Source organism: Alicyclobacillus tolerans, from assembly GCF_900142255.1.
GTDB lineage: Bacteria > Bacillota > Bacilli > Alicyclobacillales > Alicyclobacillaceae > Alicyclobacillus_I > Alicyclobacillus_I tolerans.
In genome coordinates, this window is sequence record NZ_FRAF01000011.1 from 18,143 (window position 1) to 38,482 (window position 20,340).

The window sequence follows — 20,340 nt, forward strand, 5'->3', positions numbered from 1 at the left end:
AGCCTAATGGTCAACGCGTGCGCGCATTGCGGCGGCGACCTTTTTTCGTACGCCTGTCAACGCCAGCATAAAAAAGCTGCCACAATTCCAACAGACGCTCTCTCTTGCGACGTCCGAGCGGTTGTTTGCCGTACCAGTGAAGCTCCAATGTCCGCACCAATTCCAGCATACCTTCCCGACCCGCGCGTGTACGCTCTCCTAATTGAACGAGATCGCGCAAAGTAGACTGGCGATGATTCGGCAACCACCCAACTCTTTGCAAATGCCGAATTAAAACGACCATGGGCCGAGCAGATAGTTTGCCATCAGACGTCTGCCAGTCACGCAAGGTGCGTTCCGGGCGACGACGGCGCAATCCCCAGAAGATGATAACCACCATGAGCGCTGCCAATCCTACCAGCGAGATCAGTAATGCCAACCAGGGAAAAGTAGTGCCTTGAGATGAGACAGACGCCTTGACTGATGGGAAGCGTGCGCCAGGAATAGGAATAGCCCGTCTTCTTGTGGATGTTGGATTCTGTTGTTTCATGGCAGGACTACTCGCAGGCGTTTTCGCATAGCTCGATCCTAATCCAGTCAAACCCGCCGTTACATTCGGGGCAAACGGCATATGATAGGAAGGCGTAGGATCAAAGGGAACCCATCCATAGCCTGGAAAATAAACCTGGACCCAAGAATGGGCATCGCTCTCACTAATTTGATAGGTGGGCATAGAACCATTGTCTCCAGAGGAAATTTCCTGACCCGCTGTAAATCCAGTAACCCAGCGCGTTGGAATTCCTACTGTACGTAACATGACGGCCATGGACGATGAAAAATTATTACAATACCCCCGCCGCGATTGAAACAAAAATTGAGCTACATAATCTTGATGCGGACCCGGTATGGGAATATTTTGCGTATGGTAGCTATAATGCGTTTGCAAATAATGCATAACATCCATCACAGCACTGTATTCATTGGCCGATCCGGCAATAATTTTTTGGGTTAATTGATATACCGAACGCGGCAATTCAGCAGGCAGTTGCAAATCATGCTCTGCCACCGAATCGGGAAGTTCTATATTCAATCCATTTAATGAAATTGGATGTTGAGCCAGAGTTTGATAAGGATGAACCAATTGCTCACTGACTACAGTATAGCTACTATCTACCGGAAGTTGTGGCGCATAAAGATTTCCTTGTAAATGATCGAAAACAAAAGCGGGGACCTGCATAGGGAACTGTATGACCTTTTTTAATAAATATCCAGCTGGCAGCACATGGGTAGGCAGAGATTCAACCAATTGTATATTTTGGATATTCTCGCGTGTCTGAAACTGCTGCAAGGCATCAGATGTCCCGCCGTAGACAACCTGGTTTAACTTGACGTTGCTGGCCTCATTGCCATTGATGCCTGCACTGATCCAACCGTGTCCAGTATACGTCGATAGAACCTGACCTTCGATATAAGTCGGAAAGGACTCCGTAATGTCAAGCACAGGCGTATCATTTTCGACAAAAGGACCTCCAAGCCGGCTGTCGTTTAACTGATAACCGACAAAATGTTCCGGTGTCTGCTGACTGCGTCCAACCCCAGACGGTGTGGAAGTTATCCAATGTTGCAATGGATTAGGCCAGGCCGCCTTCGGTTTGGGTAAGGCAAAAGCAACACCCGCACAACAAACAAAGAGCAGAATCATGGGGGTAAACAACCGCAGTCCCCACAATCCAAACATCTTTCCTTCAGCGAATATTGGACGCAGCCCATGCAAACTGAGAACGATTGCAAAAAGCAAGAGCATCCATACAAGTTCTATATTGGGATGGACTTTGGTATTGCCATCTATCACTCCAAGCACCATTACACCCAGCAAATTATAGAGAATCCACAAACGGCGATGCTGACTGGCATACACAATTAACCAAAAGAGAACAGCCAGCAAAAACAGAAACAACTGAGTGGCAAGCGGATCGACCAAATGATGCTGCTGAAGGAGCCACAACATTTCTTTTCGCTCACGTTTCAGAAGCTCGCGCAACGCTGTAAACCCGGCATGGTTGGTATAGTAAGAGAAAGTGTAGGCATAGGAAGCGAGCAGGCTGATAACTGCACGCAAAAGTCGAGACGGAAAGAGGGTGACGATGGCAAGGGGCAACAACAATATCCAGAAAGAAGCGGGAGTGCGTAAGAGTTGAAGCGCAGCCATAGGCGGCAAAAAGAGATAGAGCCAAATAGCCGCCAGGCAACCCATGGCCAAACGGACACCCCGCGATACATGAGCCACTTTAGTATCGCTCACGTCCTAGCCCCTCCCTTCCTGCTTGAATAGACTGCGAGAGCATGGTTGTGGCTGGCACCTGGCGTACACGTACGCCAAGTTTTGCTGCTTGTTGAACACAGCGCTGTGTGGCTGGGCTTACATCCGCATAACCCATCGGTATTATCCATTCTATAGGATGATGTCGCCGTACGGACGTCAGCACTTGCATGACTTCTTCTGTCAACGCTGGTGAAATAATCACCAGCGTGCTACCAGCAGCAGCTAAACTATCCAGTCGGCGCAACGACACAGCAAATGGCGTTGATTCTCGCGGTTGAAGTTCTGCGAGCTTGTCCATCGCCCGAATCAATAAAATGTCGCTCGATCCGGTTGGTAATAAACAAGGTGCTCCCAAGTGATACAGCAGCGTGAAACGCTGTTGCCGCTCCTTTGCATAGCGCATCAAACTTGCGCAAATTTCCAAAGCTCGCTCAAACGTCTGCCCGGGTAATGTTGCGTACGACAAAACAGCGGCATCAATGACAAATGTGAGATGAATGGTTAACTGCCTTTCAAATTCTTTCGCTTGCAGCATATGACGCCGGGCAGTAGCGGGCCAGTGAATTCGGCTGAGCCTGTCACCTGGCTGATAGCTGCGAACCCCCACCACACTACTGGCTTCCTCGGTCCGCTGTCGGATAGTCTGTTCAGCACCACCCAGTTCCGTAGCAAGCGGTTTCCAATCACGCACTGTGATAGATTTCGGCACCACCAGCACACGCTCCATGTACGGTTGTTCAAACCGTAAGCTCTGCCAGCCAAAAACATCCTTCGTTTCTATGGAAACTGCAGAAAATGTGTAAATGCCTCGGGCTGCATTGTCAAGAGTAAATCGACAGGAAAATTGGCGAGACAAAAGTGGCAACCGTATCGCTATCCATTTCGATGGAAGGTTAGCCACCGTGCTTTGTGTCTCTACGGAGAGGCGCACCCAGAGGAGTGGCCAGAAACTTTTGCGTTCAATTTGACACTCCAGTTGGAGCGATTGTCCAGCAGTCAAACGGTGCGTTGAAATGCGACAGTCCACGTTTACCCCATTCAAAGAGAATGCACTTGTTCCCCATTCGTATAACGAGAGAAAAGAAGCGCTATAAAAAAGAAACCAAGAAAAAAATCCTCCCTGAACGCGGCTAAAGACATAAAGTGCGGCCAGCAAAATCAAATTGAGACCCACAGCCACGATTTGACGCATTAAACCCTGGCCCCCTGTAGAAAAGGAATCGCAACCCGGGCCAGCACCTCCTCAATCAACACTTCCGTTGTTTCACCATTCAAACGTGCTTCTGGAGCAAGAATGAGACGGTGACTCAACACGTAAGGAGCTAAATAGCGAATATCGTCTGGCACTACATACGTTCTTCCTGAAACAAACGCCAGTGCCTTGGCAGCTTTTTGCAGTGCAATCGCCGCACGTGGTGAAGCGCCAAGCAACAATTTGTCCAACCTTCGCGTATTTTGCACAAGAGTGACAATGTATTGCTGCAATTCTTTTTCCATATGCACAGCCGTGGCTTCATTCCGCCAGTTGAGTACATCTGTGGGACTCGCCACAGGTGAAAGATTTTTTAATGGCGAACCAGCACCATGCTTCTGTAAAATAACGAGTTCTTCTTCAGGCGATGGATACCCCATGTGAATTTTCATCATAAAACGGTCTAATTGCGCTTCGGGAAGCGGGAACGTCCCTTCAAATTCAATTGGATTTTCTGTAGCTAGCAGCAAAAAAGGGGAAGGCAACGTATACGTTTCTCCGTCCACCGTAACCGCTTCTTCCTCAAGCGCTTCAAGCAGGGCGGACTGCGTTTTGGGGGATGTACGGTTGATTTCATCTGCCAGAACCAACTGGCCAAAGATGGGCCCCATACGAAATTCAAAAGTTTGCGTTCGTTGATTATAAATAGATACGCCCGTGACATCCGAAGGTAAAAGATCTGGTGTAAACTGAATTCTTTTAAAATCACAACCCAGCAATTTAGCCAATGACTTGACCAGCATCGTCTTGCCCACACCAGGAACATCCTCAATCAAGCAATGGCCGCTGGCCAAAAGTGCCGTTAAAAGCAATTTCAAAACCTTTTCCTTGCCCACAACCACACTCGCCAATCCGTCTTTAAGCGGAAGCAGCAGTGGATTCCACTCTTCTGTTTCGATCCGTTTTTCTTTCACAGCCGCGTCCCCTTCCTCATCATTCACTTCCAATCTATCACAAATTCACATCCCTGCCGACTGAAAGATTTCGCAGACTAGTAGATTCGATTTGGCGGTAACAAGCACAGATACTCTTTCCATAAAAAAATCGGCGCCCATCAGGGACACCGATTTTTTGGCAGACAACCAAACCAGTCTGCACAAAATTACATCATGCCGTCCATACCGCCCATGCCGCCCATGCCGCCGCCAGCAGCTTTTTCTTTCTCCGGCTTGTCGGCCACAACAGCTTCGGTGGTAAGGAACATTGCAGCCACGGAAGCAGCGTTTTGGAGAGCAGAACGCGTTACTTTAGCCGGATCGACAATACCTGACTTAATCATGTCAACCCATTCGCCTGTAGCTGCATTGTAACCAAAGCCAACTTCCTCTTTCTTGAGGCGGTCAACAATGATGGAACCTTCGACTCCAGCATTGTCAGCAATCTGGCGAACTGGAGCTTCCAGAGCTTTGCGAACCAGGTTGAGACCCGTCAGTTCGTCGCCAGTAGCCTGCACTTTGTCCAAAGCAGCAATCGCATTGACCAACGCAGTACCGCCACCCGCTACAATACCTTCTTCGACAGCAGCGCGAGTTGCGTTGAGCGCATCTTCAATACGCAACTTTTTCTCTTTCAACTCGGTCTCTGTAGCAGCACCAACCTTGATGACTGCAACGCCGCCGGCCAATTTAGCCAAACGCTCTTGAAGTTTCTCGCGATCGAAATCAGAGGTGGTTTCTTCAATCTGAGCTTTAATCTGCTTAATGCGAGCTTCAATTTCAGTCTTGTCGCCATTGCCGTCCACAATGATGGTGTTCTCTTTGGAAACACGCACCTGACGAGCGCGACCCAGCATATCCATCGTGGTATTCTTCAGTTCAAGACCCAGTTCTTCAGAGATAACTTGGCCACCGGAGAGGATAGCGATGTCTTGCAACATCGCCTTACGGCGATCACCAAAGCCAGGCGCTTTGACAGCCACAGCTGTAAAGGTTCCACGCAGCTTGTTGACAACCAAAGTTGCCAGTGCTTCGCCTTCTACGTCTTCCGCAATCAAGAGCAGCGGACGTCCAGACTGAACCACGCGCTCCAAAACGGGCAGGATTTCTTGGATATTGCCGATTTTCTTATCAGTGACCAGAATGTAGGGTTCTTCCAGAACCGCTTCCATTTTGTCCGTGTCAGTAACCATGTAAGGAGAAATGTAGCCGCGATCAAACTGCATACCTTCAACGACTTCAAGCTCCGTGGTAAAGCCTTTGGACTCTTCCACTGTAATAACGCCGTCTTTGCCAACTTTCTCCATAGCGTCTGCAATCAATACGCCAACTTCTTCCGATCCGGCAGAAATTGCAGCCACTTCGGCAATGTTCTTGCGGCCTTCGACAGGTTTGGAAATGCGCTTGATTTCTTCTACAGCAGCAGCTACAGCTTTTTCAATACCACGGCGAAGCACCATGGGGTTTGCGCCAGCAGCTACATTCTTCAAGCCTTCACGAATCATGGCCTGAGCAAGTACAGTCGCTGTAGTGGTTCCGTCACCCGCTACATCGTTCGTCTTGGTAGCGACTTCTTTGACCAACTGTGCGCCCATATTTTCAAAAGCGTCTTCCAGTTCAATTTCTTTTGCAATGGTGACACCGTCATTGGTGATGAGCGGCGAACCAAACTTCTTCTCAAGCACCACGTTGCGGCCTTTAGGTCCAAGCGTAACTTTTACAGCGTCAGCCAAAGCATCGACACCGCGGAGCATGGCGCGGCGAGCTTCTTCGCTAAACTTGATTTCCTTTGCCATTCAAAAGTCCCTCCCTGTCTCGTTGCAGATTACTTTTCTACAATCGCGAGAATGTCGCTCTCGCGCAAAATCAGCACTTCCTCGTTGTTCACTTTCACTTCTGTCCCAGCGTACTTGGAGTAAATGACGCGGTCCCCAACTTTGACGTCAAGCGCAATGCGTTTGCCGTCTTCATAACGGCCCGGACCCACAGAAATAATTTCACCCTCTTGCGGCTTTTCCTTGGCATTGTCCGGCAGGAAAATTCCGCTGGCGGTTTTCTCCTCGCGTTCTACAGGACGCACCACGACGCGATCTGCGAGTGGCTTCAGCATGTGAACACCCTCCTTGATTGTCAACATCATTTCATTTGTTAGCACTCAATCAACCTGAGTGCTAACACCAGTGAATATGATAGCGACTTAAGCCCATCTTTGCAAGGCACTCAACAAAAAAAATTAGGTTTTTTGAAAATCATAGAATTCTACTATTCCATACTCATCTCACATTGACTCCCAACCCAGCGCCTCAAGCAATTGTCGTGGCTGGTCTGCCGGCAGAACAGGCAGGCCCAAAAAAGCAGCACCACCAGCAATCGTTTGGCTGGATATCAGGTTCATATCTCCAAAACTACACTCCTTGTCCAACTGGCTTTCAGAGTGATTCCATAAAACAACTGCGCGCAGATTGCTCATGGGAATACGCAATAATTCCAGCAGACGTCGCTCATCAGGCGCTATAGCTAATTTTGGCCAAGGCGCATCTTTGACGCCTTCGACCAATACAAATTGCGGCCGTTGACACTGCATCGCAAGCCGTTCCAGCCAATAGTTAGCCTGTTCAACCGACGATACTGGTGAGGAAGAAGCATGCTGCGCCAGGCGCTGATAGTAAAGGCTGTGACCTGCAGCAAAGAGGACAGTGGAAGCCGCTCCTGCACGCGCGTAGACATCCGTATCACTGCCCGGCTTCTGCCAGTCTGGCCATACTTCTTCTGAATAGGACTGCTCTAAATGTCCATCATGCTTGAAAACAGCCACTCGCTGACCTTGACTGGCAAGATATTGGACAAGCCGGCAAATCAAAGTAGTTTTCCCATACCCTGAAAAGCCAACGATACCCGCTACACGCATTTCATCAGGCATTCAGCCAGCCACCTACTCCCAACTGCGCAATGTCTTTCTTTGTGATGGCAATACCCGCCAAAACGCGCGGCAGAAGCAAATCAAACGAAGTTTTACTGTCAAAAATCACGGCACCCGGCAGACCAAAGATAACCGTTTCACGCAGATAGGCGAGCATCAGCATAGATCCGGGCAAAACAGGCGTACCATAGCTCACCACTTGACTTGCACTATTTCGAATGGCCAAAGGTGTTCTGTCATCCGGATCAACCGACATGCCACCTGTCACACAAATCAGAGTGGCTCCTGCAGCATGCGCACTGCGAATCGCTTGTTCAATATCTGACGTGTCGTCGCCCACAAATACCTGCTGTGCTATACCCAGACCATAGCGGGCCATTTTTTCGCGGAGAATCGGACCTGATTGATCCTGCACACGTCCGCTGGCAATTTCACTGCCTGTGGTGACTAAATGAATACATTGCGGCTTATACGGAAGCACATCTATCATCGCCATACCGCCTACCGCTTCTCTTGCCATACGTTCCACATGGGCAATCTTCTCTTCAGCAATGACGAGCGGGATTGGCCTGAGTCCGGCAACCGATTCTCCCGCATCCACATGCGAATATGGTTTCTTCGTCGCAATAGAGATTTCGTCGATCTCGTTCATTTCCGTGACTCGACGCTTATCCACCCAAAGCATACCGGAAGTGGCTGCCTTTAAAACGACCTTTCCCTCATGTACAGGTGCAAGAAGAACTCCCTGGCCCGCCAAAGCAGTAGCCATGCGAACTGCCGCCTCGTCTTCATGCAGTTCTCCTGCATCTATCTCCATGACATAAATATGTCGCTTACCCATATCATAAAGGCGGGATATATCTTCTTCTTGAATCACATGCCCTTTGCGAAAAGCAGCTCCCTTAAATTTTCCAGGTACAATTTGCGTCATATCATGAGCCAAAACCAGGCCAACCGCCTGTTCAACCGGGACTTCCCGCAACTTCAATCTTCTCCCTCGCTTTCAGAAGCCAAACGATACCAGCCGTTCATATAGACCCGGAGAACCTACTCAATCTTTCTCGCCATACTTTGAAGTTGGATATGCTGCAGCCAAGCTTGATAATCTTCTGGTGTATGAATAGGACGCAATCCCCAGTCATCGACACAATCCTGCCATTCCTGTACATGAATCTGTTGCAGAACTGGCAAAATCCGCTTCTCACCACGTTCTGCCGCCTGGCGTAAGAGCATTCCTACATGTGGCCGATAAATAGCTACAAGCGGTTGCCAACGCCCTTCATAGACTGCCATCAGACCCTCTATATGGGATGGAAGGCTTTGAAAGAGGGTCCACATTTGCTTCAGGTATAGCGCTTGCAAACCCGGCAAATCCCCCGCAAGCACTAAATAGCCTTTGACATGAGGCAAATCCTTTTCCGGCCAAGCATTCGCTAGCGCCTGTAATGGACCCTGATAGGCTTCCCGATCGCGCTGGTAGACAATGTCCGCAGGCCACGTCTGCTTCATTTCCCTGGTTCCACCAATGATTGTAACTCTCTGAGCCACAGCATACGCTTCTTGAACGACATGACTTAAAACCGTATCTGCCTGGCCTGGAATACGCAACAGGGACAGCTTGTCCACACCCATGCGCAGGCTTTGTCCACCAGCCAGAATCAAGGCATGCAACATGATACCACTCCGTTTTCGTCAAGCAGCATATCCATGCGTACATCATGCGCTTCTGCTGGCAAATCTGCTACTCGTTGCACTGCATAGAGTACACCTATTTTCAATACGCTAGGCGGCAAAACAGCCAAAACGCGATCGTAATAACCGCCACCATAACCCAGACGAACTCCGCTTTCCGTAAAAGCGAGGCCTGGCACCAGAAGCAGAGCAAAATTTTGCGGTTCTACAGCGTTCTGTTCATTCCGCAAAGGCTCGCGAATCCCATAGTGTCCTGTTTGAAAATCTTCTTCCTTTGCAGCACGATAAAAACGCATCTGCCGATTTTCTTCAGATTCCACTGCCGGAAAGGCAAAAATCCATTTTGCAAGGGATGGACGTTCTAACAGAGAAAATAGATTCACTTCTCCGCGCATGGACCGATATAATCCTATAGAATGCGGCACAGGCCAAGAGCGGGAAAGCAAGAAAGACTCTAATATCCCGCATATTTGCTCGTCTTTGTACTGCCTTTCCGGTACAGTGAGTGTCTGCCGAAGGCGAAGCATCTGACTACGCCAACGCTGTTTGTCTTCCCTCGGATTCACTGCCACTTTAATCTCCTTTGAGCAAGCTCAAAAAACATATTTTCATGCTGTCGTTTGATTTCTTGAAGCATAGATTCCAGCCAACTGAAAGAGTAGTGGTGCAACAAATGTGGCAAACAGTCCCATTGCAGTCGTTTGTGCCACCAGTCCAACGCCTGTTGACCACGCGACATGAGCAATTACACTTTTCATTCCCCATTGTACCCCAATTAATCCTGCCATGCCGATGATGCTGGCCGCTACTCGCTGCCAGATACTTTTTCCGCTGACGCTGCCTACAAAACGTTCTTCCAAGACTGCCCCAACGCCCATGCCGAGTAGAAAACCACAATACTGTTGACCACTTGCTGTCTGTTGAAAACTGAGCAAGACCAGTGGCAAAACTACTGCTGCCGTCCACTTCCAGGAAAAAGGCACTTCACGGTAACTCCACCACGTTCCTATACTCCAGCCCACATAGGCAAGAAAAAATCCAAGCGCCCAGCCTACGATTACATCTAAGGGCCAGTGCAAACCTAAATACACGCGCGACCAACCAATCAGTGCCACCAAGAGTATACCTATTGCCCAGAGTACCTTGCGTTTGAACCAACGTCCAAGCAGCGTCCAGAACATCATCGTACCCTGTGCATGCCCGCTTGGCATAGAATAGATGGCATCGCCTATGGAGCTTGTATACCCTGAGCGAATACCGGGCACGCCAATGGGACGCACCCAACCGAAGCTCGTTTTTAACCAACTGTTGACGGCCATGCCCAAAACAAACACGTACGCCATTCGCATTCCAAACTTGCGATTCACAGACCAATATAAAACAGGCAACAAAAGCAGGTAAAACGGTTCTAGACCAAGCCAAGAAAGCATGCGCGCCAGGCTATCAAGATGCGGCGAAGCGTGCGATTGAATGGCTACTATCCATCGATACTGCCAGGCAAATCCGTATGGCAGCGGAAAATTGGTTTGCACCATGAGAATACCCTCTCCTCGCCCCTTGTCAAACAACGATTGATGGACATTCAATGTGAAACAACTTTTCCAGGCGCTTCTGGAGGCGTACACTAGAAAGCGCACAAACGGGACAGCACACTGGATGGGACAAGAGAATTCTATGCATCATGGAGGCCAGTTCATGATAGTTTTGCAAACAAACCGAATTGCTAAATCTTTCTCTGGTATAGATATCTTGCGCAATATTTCTTTGACGGTGCAAGAAAAAGAACGTCTTGCCATTGTTGGCGCCAACGGTGCGGGAAAAACCACGCTGTTGCGCATTCTGGCGGGCGAAATTACTCCCGATAGCGGTTCTGTCGCCATTGCCAACGGAGCCAGCGTCGGCTACGTTTCCCAATACGCCGGCAAGGCCGAAGCGTCGGACAGCGTATATTCGTTTGTGGAAAAAGCTTTCAGCGAGATCCGCCAGATGGAACAGAAATTGCGCCAAATGGAAGCGCAGATGGCCGATCCTGCCCTGCAAGAGAACCTTCACAGCTACAACATGCTTATGGAACGCTATGCTAACCTACAAAAATCATTTGCAGATGCTGGTGGCTTCAGCATAGACGCCCAAATTCGCCGAATTCTGCACGGCATGAACTTCCCACCAGAAACGCATACGCTATCCGTAAGCAGTCTGAGCGGCGGCCAAAAGACGCGCCTTGCTCTAGCCCGGCTGCTTGCCGCTCAACCCAGTCTGCTTCTGCTGGACGAGCCCAGCAACTACCTGGATACAACCACACTCCGTTTTCTTGAAACCTATCTTCAGCAGTACGAAGGAAGCGTCATTGTCGTTTCGCACGATCGCTATTTTCTCGATGAGGTGGCAACCGCCATTTTCCATATAGAGCATGGCACTGGTAAACGCTATCCTGGCAATTACAATTATTTTGTGGAAACCCGGGCTTTGGAACTGGAGCAGCAGAAAAACGCATATGAAGCGGCACTGAGTGAACGACAGCGGCTTGAATCGTTTGTACAGAAAAATATCGCCCGCGCATCGACCACCAAACGGGCTCAAAGTCGACGCAAATTGTTGGAACGGATGGGGGTGCTGCAACCTCCTGACAGCCAATCGCCAAAGCTCGCCCTGCAATTTTCAGAACGCCGCCCATCTGGCAAAGATGTGTTGGAAGTCCATGATTTACAGATTGGCCACAATCAAACACCTTTGACAGCACCTATCCATTTCAGCATTCGACGTGGGCAGCGTGTTGCTCTGCTTGGCGAGAATGGTGTGGGCAAAACTACATTGTTGCGCACATTGGCTGGCGAGCTGCTGCCTTTGGCGGGGCAAATTCAATATGGAACTCATGTCGATCTCGGTTACTACAGCCAGGAACAAGAAAATCTGAATCCCCAACAGACCGTCCTGGCGGCAGTATGGGATGAATTTCCCCATCTCGACCAAACCACAGTGCGAACTGCGCTGGGGCGCTTTCTCTTTCGTGGTGAAGAGGTAGAGAAACTCATAGCGGGTCTATCTGGTGGAGAAAAGAGCCGAATCAATTTGTGCCGCTTGATGCTCCTGCAAGGTAACACGCTTTTACTCGACGAACCCACCAATCACCTTGATTTGTTAGCCAAAGAAGCGTTGGAAGAAGCGATGGAGGACTTTACCGGCACGATTCTGTTTGTCTCCCACGATCGATACTTTATTGATGCTATGGCTACTCATGTGGGTGTTCTTACAAAAGATGGACTCGTCTTACACGAAGGGAATTATACGGATTGGCTTGCGCGCGAAAAGGCGATTCAAGAAGCTGCCGAAGAACGTGCTAGAGAAAATCAACAAATAGCGTTCAACGAGCGCCAAAAGAACGCAGAGAAAAATTCGCTAAAAGAAATTCCAAAAACGCGCGTACGTTCCGCCGATCTCAGACGTGCCAGAGAGCGTGTGGAAAAATTGGAAAACTTGATTGCAGAAGCTGAAACTCAATTGGAAAGCTGTTTGCAGCAACAAACGACTGTCACGCTGGAACAGCAATGGACGGAACTCGAACATTGGCAGCGTCAAGAAAATGAGATTCGTACTCATCTTGCAGAACTCATGAAAGATTGGGAGCACGCACAGATACATTTGGAGGAGTTGGAGCGTCTTAACCACAACTGGTAAACCATGCATAAAACGAAATCGTCCGTGACACGCTAACAGCGAATCTTTGGCTTGGTTCGGACTTCGTCCAAGCCAAACAGATCGGATGGTGAACGTCAGTGTGGTTTCCTGGTAAACGTCCGCACACCGCTTCACGCAAGCAGAAATTTTTTTCCCATCAGATTAATGTCGGATCGGAACCTTTGCGAAAAAAACACCAAAATCCGTTTGATGCTGTGGTGCCCCACCCTGCTGAAGCTCCACACTATCACGGACAATTGAATCAAGCATTGGAATATTTCCACAAACGACTCGGTCATTCAGACGATTTTTTTGTGCGTCCTTTCAAAATTATGGGTCGTTCTTCTGCACTGCTTTTTTTAAGTACCATCACAGATAACCAACAGTTGGAGGTGTTGCTCCGTTCCATTCTACAACACCGCTTTCCATCCAAACGACCGCGTAATCTTTTGCATTACCTAACAGATTCTGTCATCTCGAATAGTACTATCCTCTATAAAGACAATCTTTTTGAGCTTTCTGAAGACATCAACAACGGCTCAGCCGTCCTTTTGATTGACGGTGAAAAAAGTGCACTGGTCATTACCGTCAAGTTTATTGAACACCGTACGCCAGACCAACCCTACATTGAATCCACGGTGCGCGGTGCGCAGGTTTCTTTTGTGGAAAATATCGACATTAACATTGGTGCCATACGCGTTTGGATGGCAACAGAGTCCTTGACCATCAAAAAATTTAAAGTTGGCTACCGCAGCCGCCGGGAAGTTGCAGTTTTATATTTATACGATGTGGCGAATCCTGTCGTGGTAGATACCATTCTGAAACGAATTGAATCGATACACGTGGATGTGGTTACACAAAGCGCCGAGATTGAACAGCGCATCAGCGACCACTCTTGGTCACTATTGCCCATGACACGCGTCACGCAGCGTATCGATTCAACCATCAAAGAATTGAACCAAGGTAAAGTGCTGATTATAGTTGACGGTGACCCAAACGCCCTGTTGGTGCCAGCCACATTTCAGGACTTTTTTCAAACTGAGGAAGATTACGGACACATTTTTTATGAAGCTATGTTTATTCGCTATCTTCGTGTCATCTCATTCTTCTTCGCGCTCTTTCTGCCTGCGCTTTATATTTCATTTGTCGATTTCAATCCAGAACTGTTGCCCAAAGTCCTTGGTATTGCTATAGCCAAATCACGCGAAGGTGTGCCCTTCCCAGCTACCATTGAAGTCATGATGATGCAGGTGGTCATTGAAATTTTGCGCGAAGCTACTTTGCGCATGCCCAAACAGATGGGACAAACCATTGGTATTGTCGGCGGTTTGGTGCTTGGTGAAGCGGCTGTGCAGGCAGAACTGGTTTCAAACATCTTGATTATTGTGGTCGCACTGTGTGCCATGTCTGTCTTTGTTACGCCCAGTTATGAATTTAGTGTCGTTCTGCGCTTGGGGAGTTGGATCATGATTATTGCCGCTACCCTGTTTGGCCTATATGGCGTGGTACTTGCTGCTATGTGGGGCATTATAGAGTTAGGAGGTATGAAATCGTTTGGCGTCTCTTATGTCGATCCGTTTGGCGGTGAACACATCATGGACGTTTTTATTGACTCCTTCATCATTCGTTTGCCTGTACACTTGATGCGCCAACGCACATCCCATCTTCATCCCCAAGATGGCACAGGTGCTGTGGACGTGAAGGAGTTGCCCAATCTGCACCCACAAGTTGAGAAAAGCAATCGGCAATTCAATGACTGGAAACGAAGAAGGCGACAACCATGAACAGACGCTGGCAAAAAATCCTCACTCTGAGTTTCACTACAGTCATACCCCTTTTTCTTCCAGGATGTTGGGATTACCACCGCATCAATGACCGAGCGCAGGTGATTGGCATTGCCGTAGACGCTGTTCCCAAACAGCCGCAGCTGATTCAATACACCTTTCAAGTTCCGCTTTTCTCCGACCCGGAAAGCCGTGGCAAAGTGGGGGGCATTCGAGCAGGCGAGGGCGGCAAGCAACCAAGCGCAACAAACGCATCGAGCGACAAGTTTCGCAATTTTACTGAAGTTGCACCCACGCTCATGCAAGCGATTACCCATGCCCAGATGCATTATGACCGCAATTTTTATTTCAATAATTTGGAATCTGTCATTTTATCTGAAAAACTGAAAACATCTACCATTGAGAAAGTATTGGCAGCGCTGATGCGCTCAGGCAACATCGACAAAATGGCCTTTGTAGCATTCAGTAGAGAACCGGCAAAAGACATTTTGGCAGTAGAGGCATCTTCCCCTCCCGCTGATGTGATGGAACGCACACTGGCAGGAAATTTGAAACAAATCGCCTATGTAGCCCGTACACGACTCTGGGAATACTGGCGAGATTTTGTCTCCATTGGTGTTGATCCACATGCGCCGACTGTCAAAGTGGACACCGACGGAAACTTGATGTTCAGCGGCCTTTATGCTGTAAACCGCGGTAAACAGAGCGTGAATTTGACACCAGAGGAAACTATGATGTTCAACCTTATCAACAACCAAATTAAAAACGCATCACTTTGGGTGAATTATGGTGGACAGCCGTTTGAACTGAGTTTTATGCGCGGCTCGGGGCGATTTTTTGTCACCAACGTCCCTTCCAGCCATCCTGTTCTGCACATTCGCGCCACCGTACACGCGCAATTAGCCCAAGATCCTAGTTGGGGATTAGAAAATGTTTCCCAAAAAGAATTGTACCAGGATGAATGGCGGGCTTCGCAACAAATGGATGAAGAAATCCGCGCCACCATTGAAAAATTGAAAAACAAGGATTTAGATATTCTGGGCTTTGGTCAACAGGTGAGTGTCTTGCATCCTCGACTCAAATCATATATCGAGCACGATTGGGGACGAGCTTATAAACAAGCTCAAATTGATGTGAAAGTGCGGATGCTTATCAACTACAAAGGTAGTCTCATGTAGAACAGAAAGGGTGGAGTCGGTGCACCAGCAAAAGTGGTTTTTGTCCGGTTTTCAAGTGACAGAACTCATTTCCGCCAGTTACTTACCGCTCACTTTCTGGATTTTCCCGCGTATAGCGATTGAACAGGCCGATCGCGATGCTCAGTGGTCTGTATTGGTAGCTATTCTGACAAGTGTCTTTATGGCCTGGATTCACACACTCATCAATCAACGTTTTCCCACTTTGACCGCTTGCGAATACACCAACTTAGTTTATGGAAAATGGTTAGGTAAATTTTTCTCTTTTTGCTATTTGCCAGTTTATCTTGCATTTACTTCTATCTGCGTATATCTTTTCATCACGGCCATCAAACCCTACTTCCCGTCCACGCCGCGCGTTGTTTTAGAAATTGTCATTTTTCTGGTGGCGACTCGGGGAGCCTGGATTGGAGTGGAAACGCTTGGTCGCATTTCGTCCATCGTCCACCCGCTGACGTTAGCTGCCGTCACTTTTATTTTTATCTTTATTATGACGCAAAGTAATCACTTCTGGTTGCCGCACGAAATCGTTTCTCTGCCTTTGACATTAAAAGGGGCTCTACATATTTTGCCCATATATCTTGGCTTTAGTTTTTTTCTGTTGATTGGGCCCTATTATAATCATAACAAGCGCATCGCCAAATGGTATCCATTGATTTCTGTTTTTATCTCTGGTTTTGTTATTTTAGTCGCATTTTTTGCGGTTATTCTCAATTTAGGGTGGGAAGGGACTCGCACGCTTTCCTTCAGTATCCCGTTTGTCCTCCAGCTCATTCGTATTCAAGGTTTTTTTGTAGAGCGACTCGGCATTCTGATTATTGTCGTATCGACAGCCTTCTCTATATTGTTTTTAGCCATCCATATTTGGGGAATCTCCTCATTGGCTTGTCAAATTTTTACTAACTCAGAAAAACATTATAAATACTGGGTCATTCCAGTGAGTGCTTCAGGCGTAATCATCGCCAGCTTGATTCCCAATGAACAAATGATTTTTGACATCATTAACATGATTATGGTTCCAGCCAGTGTTGTTTTACTTCTCATCATTCCTTTCACCACCTTGCTGATTGCCATGATTCGCCGCATAAAAACAGAACCACCACCCTCCTTTAATTTTGAAGGCGATCGACCTCAGCGCTAAAAAGTACAAATACCTCTTTGGGTAAACATGTTTGGCTATTTTTTGAACACACTAGCCAATACATGGCCGCAATCAGAAAAGCGACTGGATAGGCGTGAATTGTCTGCACAGGGAGGAACCGCATGATTGATCCAAATATTCGTTACACTCGCGCCGCCCTCAGTTCCATCGATACCGTTCAGTTACATTTACGCAAACCATGGATGTGTGCCTTTTGGTCCTTCGCATTTCCAGGACTTGGACATCTAGCTCGAAATCGTAATTTAACTGGATATTTTTTTATTATGTGGGAATTAATAGTTAACACCCAATCTCATATCAATCTAGCTATTTTTGAAACGCTCATTGGTCATTTCAATGATGCGACAAATGTGCTGAACACACGTTGGCTGTTACTTTACGTAGGTACGTATATTTATTGTATTTGGGATTCTTATCAGGGTGCGGTTAACTTGAATAAACTCTACATGCTTGCCATTCACCGTCCCAAAGCGTTACAGCCCATGAAAATGAATGCACTGGAAATTAACTATCTTGACAAAAAAACACCATGGATAGCGCCTGTCTGGTCTGCCTTTATGCCGGGAGCAGGACATTTTTATCTACATAAAATCCCAAATGGTATTTTATTTCTTGTCTGGTGGATTGTTGTTGCCTATAAAAGTAATCTACTAACCGCCATTCAACTTGCTTTCACAGGACACTTGTCTGCTTCGGCAGCAGCGCTGAATATTCAGTGGTATTTGTTTATGCCTTCGATTTACAGTTTTTCTCTTTATGACTCCTACCTTACAGCCGTCGAGCAAAATCGGCTCTACGAGTTGGAACAAGCCAGGTTCCTTAAAGAGCATTACCAACGCATATCGTTCTCAATGTCCCGCCTATTTGTGAAATGAGGTTCCCAAAATGATTGTATTTGCCACCTTTGATCATTCCATGTATGTAGAACTGGCCATTCAAAATCTTGAGAAACAAGGAATTGATGAAAAACAAATTTTAGCCGTTCCTCTCGATATACGAAACAATAATTTCCAAATTTTAGATAATATTCATCATTCCGATGGTCAAAGCGTTTTTGATGTGGCTGCTGTGCTTTCAACAGTCGGTATGCTGCTTGGCGCAATATACGGATTTGTCCTGCCAGGCGGACCTATTTTAATTGGGATTGTAGGCATGATTTTGGGTGCTTCCCTGGGTTTTTGTATAAAATTGCTTGTTATGCGTAAACATAATCGGAAACAGCAAGCCGCTCGGCAGGGAGAATGCATTCTGGTGATTCAATGCGAACCCAACCAAGTAGAGCATGTGGAGAAGATTTTACAGAGCAATTATGTCATTGGACTTGCCCGTTATCAGGATGGTTCAGACGGATAGACAACCGCACTTAACCAACTGAAAGAAAGGGATAACTGATGAACAAATCTATCTCTTTTCAAAGCGTTTTACAAGCCAAAAGGATTTCCACCGATCTCGTTAAGCAGTTTTGGTTCCAGCACAGCTTTCTAACTTGGCAGTGGTGGTTTCTTCTGGGAATCGCTTTTCTCCCCTGGATTTTTTGGTACTTGTGGGTTGCTGATAAACGACGCTTGTTTGAATTGCTTACTTTTGCTGCTTTTCTCGATGGATGTTCTTTACTTTTTGATACGATTGGCATTAACGAAGGTGCTTGGTTTTACCCCATTCAACTGTATTGGTCATTCGATCCCCCACTTGTTCCTGTGGATATTACAGCTATACCTGTTCTGTTTGTTATAATATACCAATTATGTGAACGTTGGTGGCCCTTTTTGCTTACCACTACACTTGCTGCCTTGGTGTCTTCTTTTGTTTTTGAACCTTTTTTTGTTAATATAGGAATTTATAAACTATTTTATTGGAAATATATATATTCATTTCCTATTTATATTATGATGGTCATGACTGCGCGTGCCTTTACGCTGTTCGTCAAGCAAAAAATTCAGACCCAATCAAGAACAAACTGAAGGTAAAATTTCTTCATCATTGGCGTATATTTTTTTTCCTCATCTCCATAAACCATACACACATAAAAAAAGATAAATTGGATATCTTGTGACAGAACAAGCGAAACTTAGAAATTTTCTCTCTATAGCGTTCTTCCTTAGCCATGGGTTCTGTGGAAAGCAGAATTTCCGATTTGTGTCTATTCAAAGAGGTGAATGGTGTGGCAGAAACAAGTGGAGCAACAATAACTTCAGCAAGTACCAAACAAACCGATGGCACTCCTCAACCGACTACCAACCCAAATAAGAATAACAATTCAACTCCACCTACACCTGGAGTTGCCAAAGCTGGGACCTTGGTCTCTTCGGAAGTGGCCAGCCTTTGGAGTACCTATATGAACGACAGCATGTCTCTCTGCTTAATGGCTCATTTTGCGGCATCTTCCTTACCACAGGATTTTCAGCCTATACTGCAAAAAGCGCAAAACTTTGCCAATCGACATCTGGAATGGATCCGTCAATCTTTTCAAAATACGGACTATCCTATACCCATTGGTTTTCCGGTCTCAGATATCAACCGTCTAGCCCAGCCAGTCTTTCTCCATCCATTTCCTGCCTATTATTTGTACTCCATGGCTAGAATCGGTCTCGTTTCTTATGCAGGCAGTCTCTCCTCTTCCTACACGCAAGAAGTGCGGGATTTTTTCAGCATCTGTCTGCAAGAATCGAGTGAACTAACCAACCAATTATGCAATTATCTCGACCAGCTTGGCTTATTGGAGCGTGCACCCTACAGCCAGTCTTCCAATCACGTTTACCACGTCAACGACAGAACTTTTCTCGGTTCGCCTTTTCATCGAACACGTCCATTGACTGTCTTGGAAATTACTCATTTGCACATGAACTTGGTACGAAGCGCCTTTACAAAAGCGTTGCTGCTTGGCTTTGCTCAAACCGCCAACGACCCTGCAGTTCAGAAAATTTTAACGGACGGTGTACACTTGTTCCAAAAGCACTTTGATACCTTACACCACAAGTTAAGTGAAGATTTCCTCCCCTCTCCAGGACTTTTGGACGACTATGTATCTCCTAGCGACACGTTTACATTTGCGTTGCCACTGATACTTTTCCACACTTCCGAACTACTCGCTGGAGCGATTGGCAACTACGGTTTGGCGCTTGGCGCATCACCGCGCCAAGATATTGCTGTAATGTACGGAAAGCTTATGATATCAATGGGTAAATACGCCAAACACTGCATGAAATTCGTCATTGATAGAGGTTGGATGGAAGAACCTCCTATGGTTCCAAAAAGGTTGCAGTAAAACGGATCGACCAATTTATCCACAACTTATCCACTTTATGCACAACGTTATCCACAACCCTAAGAGGTCGTACAGATAGAAGTCTAATCGTTTTAGAGAGACTTATTCAACCTGTCCACATATTGTGGACAATCTTTTATCCACATCATCTCACAAT

General features: G+C 47.1%; 18 protein-coding genes. 8 read left to right on the plus strand and 10 right to left on the minus strand.

Annotated features, from left to right (window positions below):
• Window positions 1-10: 10 nt before the first annotated feature.
• The 10 genes from BUA75_RS07415 to BUA75_RS07460 all read right to left on the minus strand — a co-directional run bounded on the left by BUA75_RS07415 (window position 11) and on the right by BUA75_RS07460 (window position 10,636).
• A complete protein-coding gene (locus BUA75_RS07415; RefSeq protein ID WP_072873976.1) occupies window positions 11-2,281 on the minus strand; it encodes a DUF4129 domain-containing transglutaminase family protein in 2,271 nt (756 codons plus the stop codon).
• Window positions 2,268-3,494 (minus strand): DUF58 domain-containing protein, encoded by a 1,227-nt coding sequence (locus BUA75_RS07420; RefSeq protein WP_072873977.1) that lies wholly within the window; start codon window positions 3,492-3,494, stop codon window positions 2,268-2,270. The genes BUA75_RS07415 and BUA75_RS07420 overlap by 14 nt, the downstream gene beginning before the upstream one ends.
• A complete protein-coding gene (locus tag BUA75_RS07425) occupies window positions 3,494-4,495 on the minus strand; it encodes an AAA family ATPase (protein ID WP_242650272.1) in 1,002 nt (333 codons plus the stop codon). The genes BUA75_RS07420 and BUA75_RS07425 overlap by 1 nt, the downstream gene beginning before the upstream one ends.
• Window positions 4,496-4,656: 161 nt before the next feature.
• Complete coding sequence (gene groL, locus BUA75_RS07430; RefSeq protein WP_072873978.1) at window positions 4,657-6,285, minus strand: chaperonin GroEL; 1,629 nt, start codon at window positions 6,283-6,285, stop codon at window positions 4,657-4,659.
• Window positions 6,286-6,314: 29 nt separating this feature from the next.
• The gene (groES, locus tag BUA75_RS07435) at window positions 6,315-6,599 is read right to left on the minus strand and encodes a co-chaperone GroES (RefSeq protein WP_072873979.1); all 285 of its coding nucleotides are present in this window, start codon (window positions 6,597-6,599) and stop codon (window positions 6,315-6,317) included.
• A gap of 168 nt (window positions 6,600-6,767) precedes the next feature.
• Window positions 6,768-7,409 carry a molybdopterin-guanine dinucleotide biosynthesis protein B gene (locus BUA75_RS07440; RefSeq protein ID WP_072873980.1) on the minus strand — a complete coding sequence of 214 codons (642 nt, stop codon included), beginning with the start codon at window positions 7,407-7,409 and terminating at the stop codon, window positions 6,768-6,770.
• Window positions 7,402-8,391, minus strand: a complete 990-nt coding sequence (locus BUA75_RS07445; RefSeq protein WP_072873981.1) for a molybdopterin-binding protein — start codon at window positions 8,389-8,391, stop codon at window positions 7,402-7,404. Before BUA75_RS07445 ends, BUA75_RS07440 begins: the two co-directional genes overlap by 8 nt.
• Before the next feature lie 65 nt (window positions 8,392-8,456).
• Window positions 8,457-9,083, minus strand: coding sequence for a molybdenum cofactor guanylyltransferase (gene mobA, locus BUA75_RS07450; RefSeq protein ID WP_072873982.1), 627 nt, complete (start codon window positions 9,081-9,083; stop codon window positions 8,457-8,459).
• Window positions 9,068-9,673: a 5-formyltetrahydrofolate cyclo-ligase gene (locus tag BUA75_RS07455; protein ID WP_072873983.1), complete on the minus strand. Its 606-nt coding sequence runs from the start codon at window positions 9,671-9,673 to the stop codon at window positions 9,068-9,070. Before BUA75_RS07455 ends, mobA begins: the two co-directional genes overlap by 16 nt.
• Window positions 9,674-9,709: 36 nt before the next feature.
• Window positions 9,710-10,636 carry a phosphatase PAP2 family protein gene (locus tag BUA75_RS07460; protein WP_072873984.1) on the minus strand — a complete coding sequence of 309 codons (927 nt, stop codon included), beginning with the start codon at window positions 10,634-10,636 and terminating at the stop codon, window positions 9,710-9,712.
• 160 nt (window positions 10,637-10,796) lie between these two features.
• Between BUA75_RS07460 and BUA75_RS07465 the strand changes: the two genes are divergently transcribed.
• From BUA75_RS07465 to BUA75_RS07500, 8 genes are all read left to right on the plus strand, one after another.
• Window positions 10,797-12,776 carry an ABC-F family ATP-binding cassette domain-containing protein gene (locus BUA75_RS07465; RefSeq protein ID WP_165611974.1) on the plus strand — a complete coding sequence of 660 codons (1,980 nt, stop codon included), beginning with the start codon at window positions 10,797-10,799 and terminating at the stop codon, window positions 12,774-12,776.
• A gap of 98 nt (window positions 12,777-12,874) precedes the next feature.
• Window positions 12,875-14,560 carry a spore germination protein gene (locus tag BUA75_RS07470; protein ID WP_129583557.1) on the plus strand — a complete coding sequence of 562 codons (1,686 nt, stop codon included), beginning with the start codon at window positions 12,875-12,877 and terminating at the stop codon, window positions 14,558-14,560.
• Entirely contained in the window at window positions 14,557-15,738 is a 1,182-nt protein-coding gene (locus tag BUA75_RS07475) for a Ger(x)C family spore germination protein (RefSeq protein WP_072873985.1), read from the plus strand. The genes BUA75_RS07470 and BUA75_RS07475 overlap by 4 nt, the downstream gene beginning before the upstream one ends.
• Window positions 15,739-15,748: 10 nt before the next feature.
• On the plus strand, window positions 15,749-16,897 hold the full coding sequence (locus BUA75_RS07480; RefSeq protein WP_083574178.1) for a GerAB/ArcD/ProY family transporter: 1,149 nt from the start codon (window positions 15,749-15,751) through the stop codon (window positions 16,895-16,897).
• Between the two features lie 122 nt (window positions 16,898-17,019).
• The gene (locus tag BUA75_RS07485; protein WP_072873987.1) at window positions 17,020-17,793 is read left to right on the plus strand and encodes a hypothetical protein; all 774 of its coding nucleotides are present in this window, start codon (window positions 17,020-17,022) and stop codon (window positions 17,791-17,793) included.
• Between the two features lie 10 nt (window positions 17,794-17,803).
• Window positions 17,804-18,271: a hypothetical protein gene (locus tag BUA75_RS07490; RefSeq protein ID WP_072873988.1), complete on the plus strand. Its 468-nt coding sequence runs from the start codon at window positions 17,804-17,806 to the stop codon at window positions 18,269-18,271.
• A gap of 38 nt (window positions 18,272-18,309) precedes the next feature.
• Complete coding sequence (locus BUA75_RS07495; protein ID WP_072873989.1) at window positions 18,310-18,879, plus strand: CBO0543 family protein; 570 nt, start codon at window positions 18,310-18,312, stop codon at window positions 18,877-18,879.
• Between the two features lie 200 nt (window positions 18,880-19,079).
• The gene (locus BUA75_RS07500; RefSeq protein WP_072873990.1) at window positions 19,080-20,183 is read left to right on the plus strand and encodes a DUF3231 family protein; all 1,104 of its coding nucleotides are present in this window, start codon (window positions 19,080-19,082) and stop codon (window positions 20,181-20,183) included.
• Window positions 20,184-20,340 lie beyond the last annotated feature (157 nt).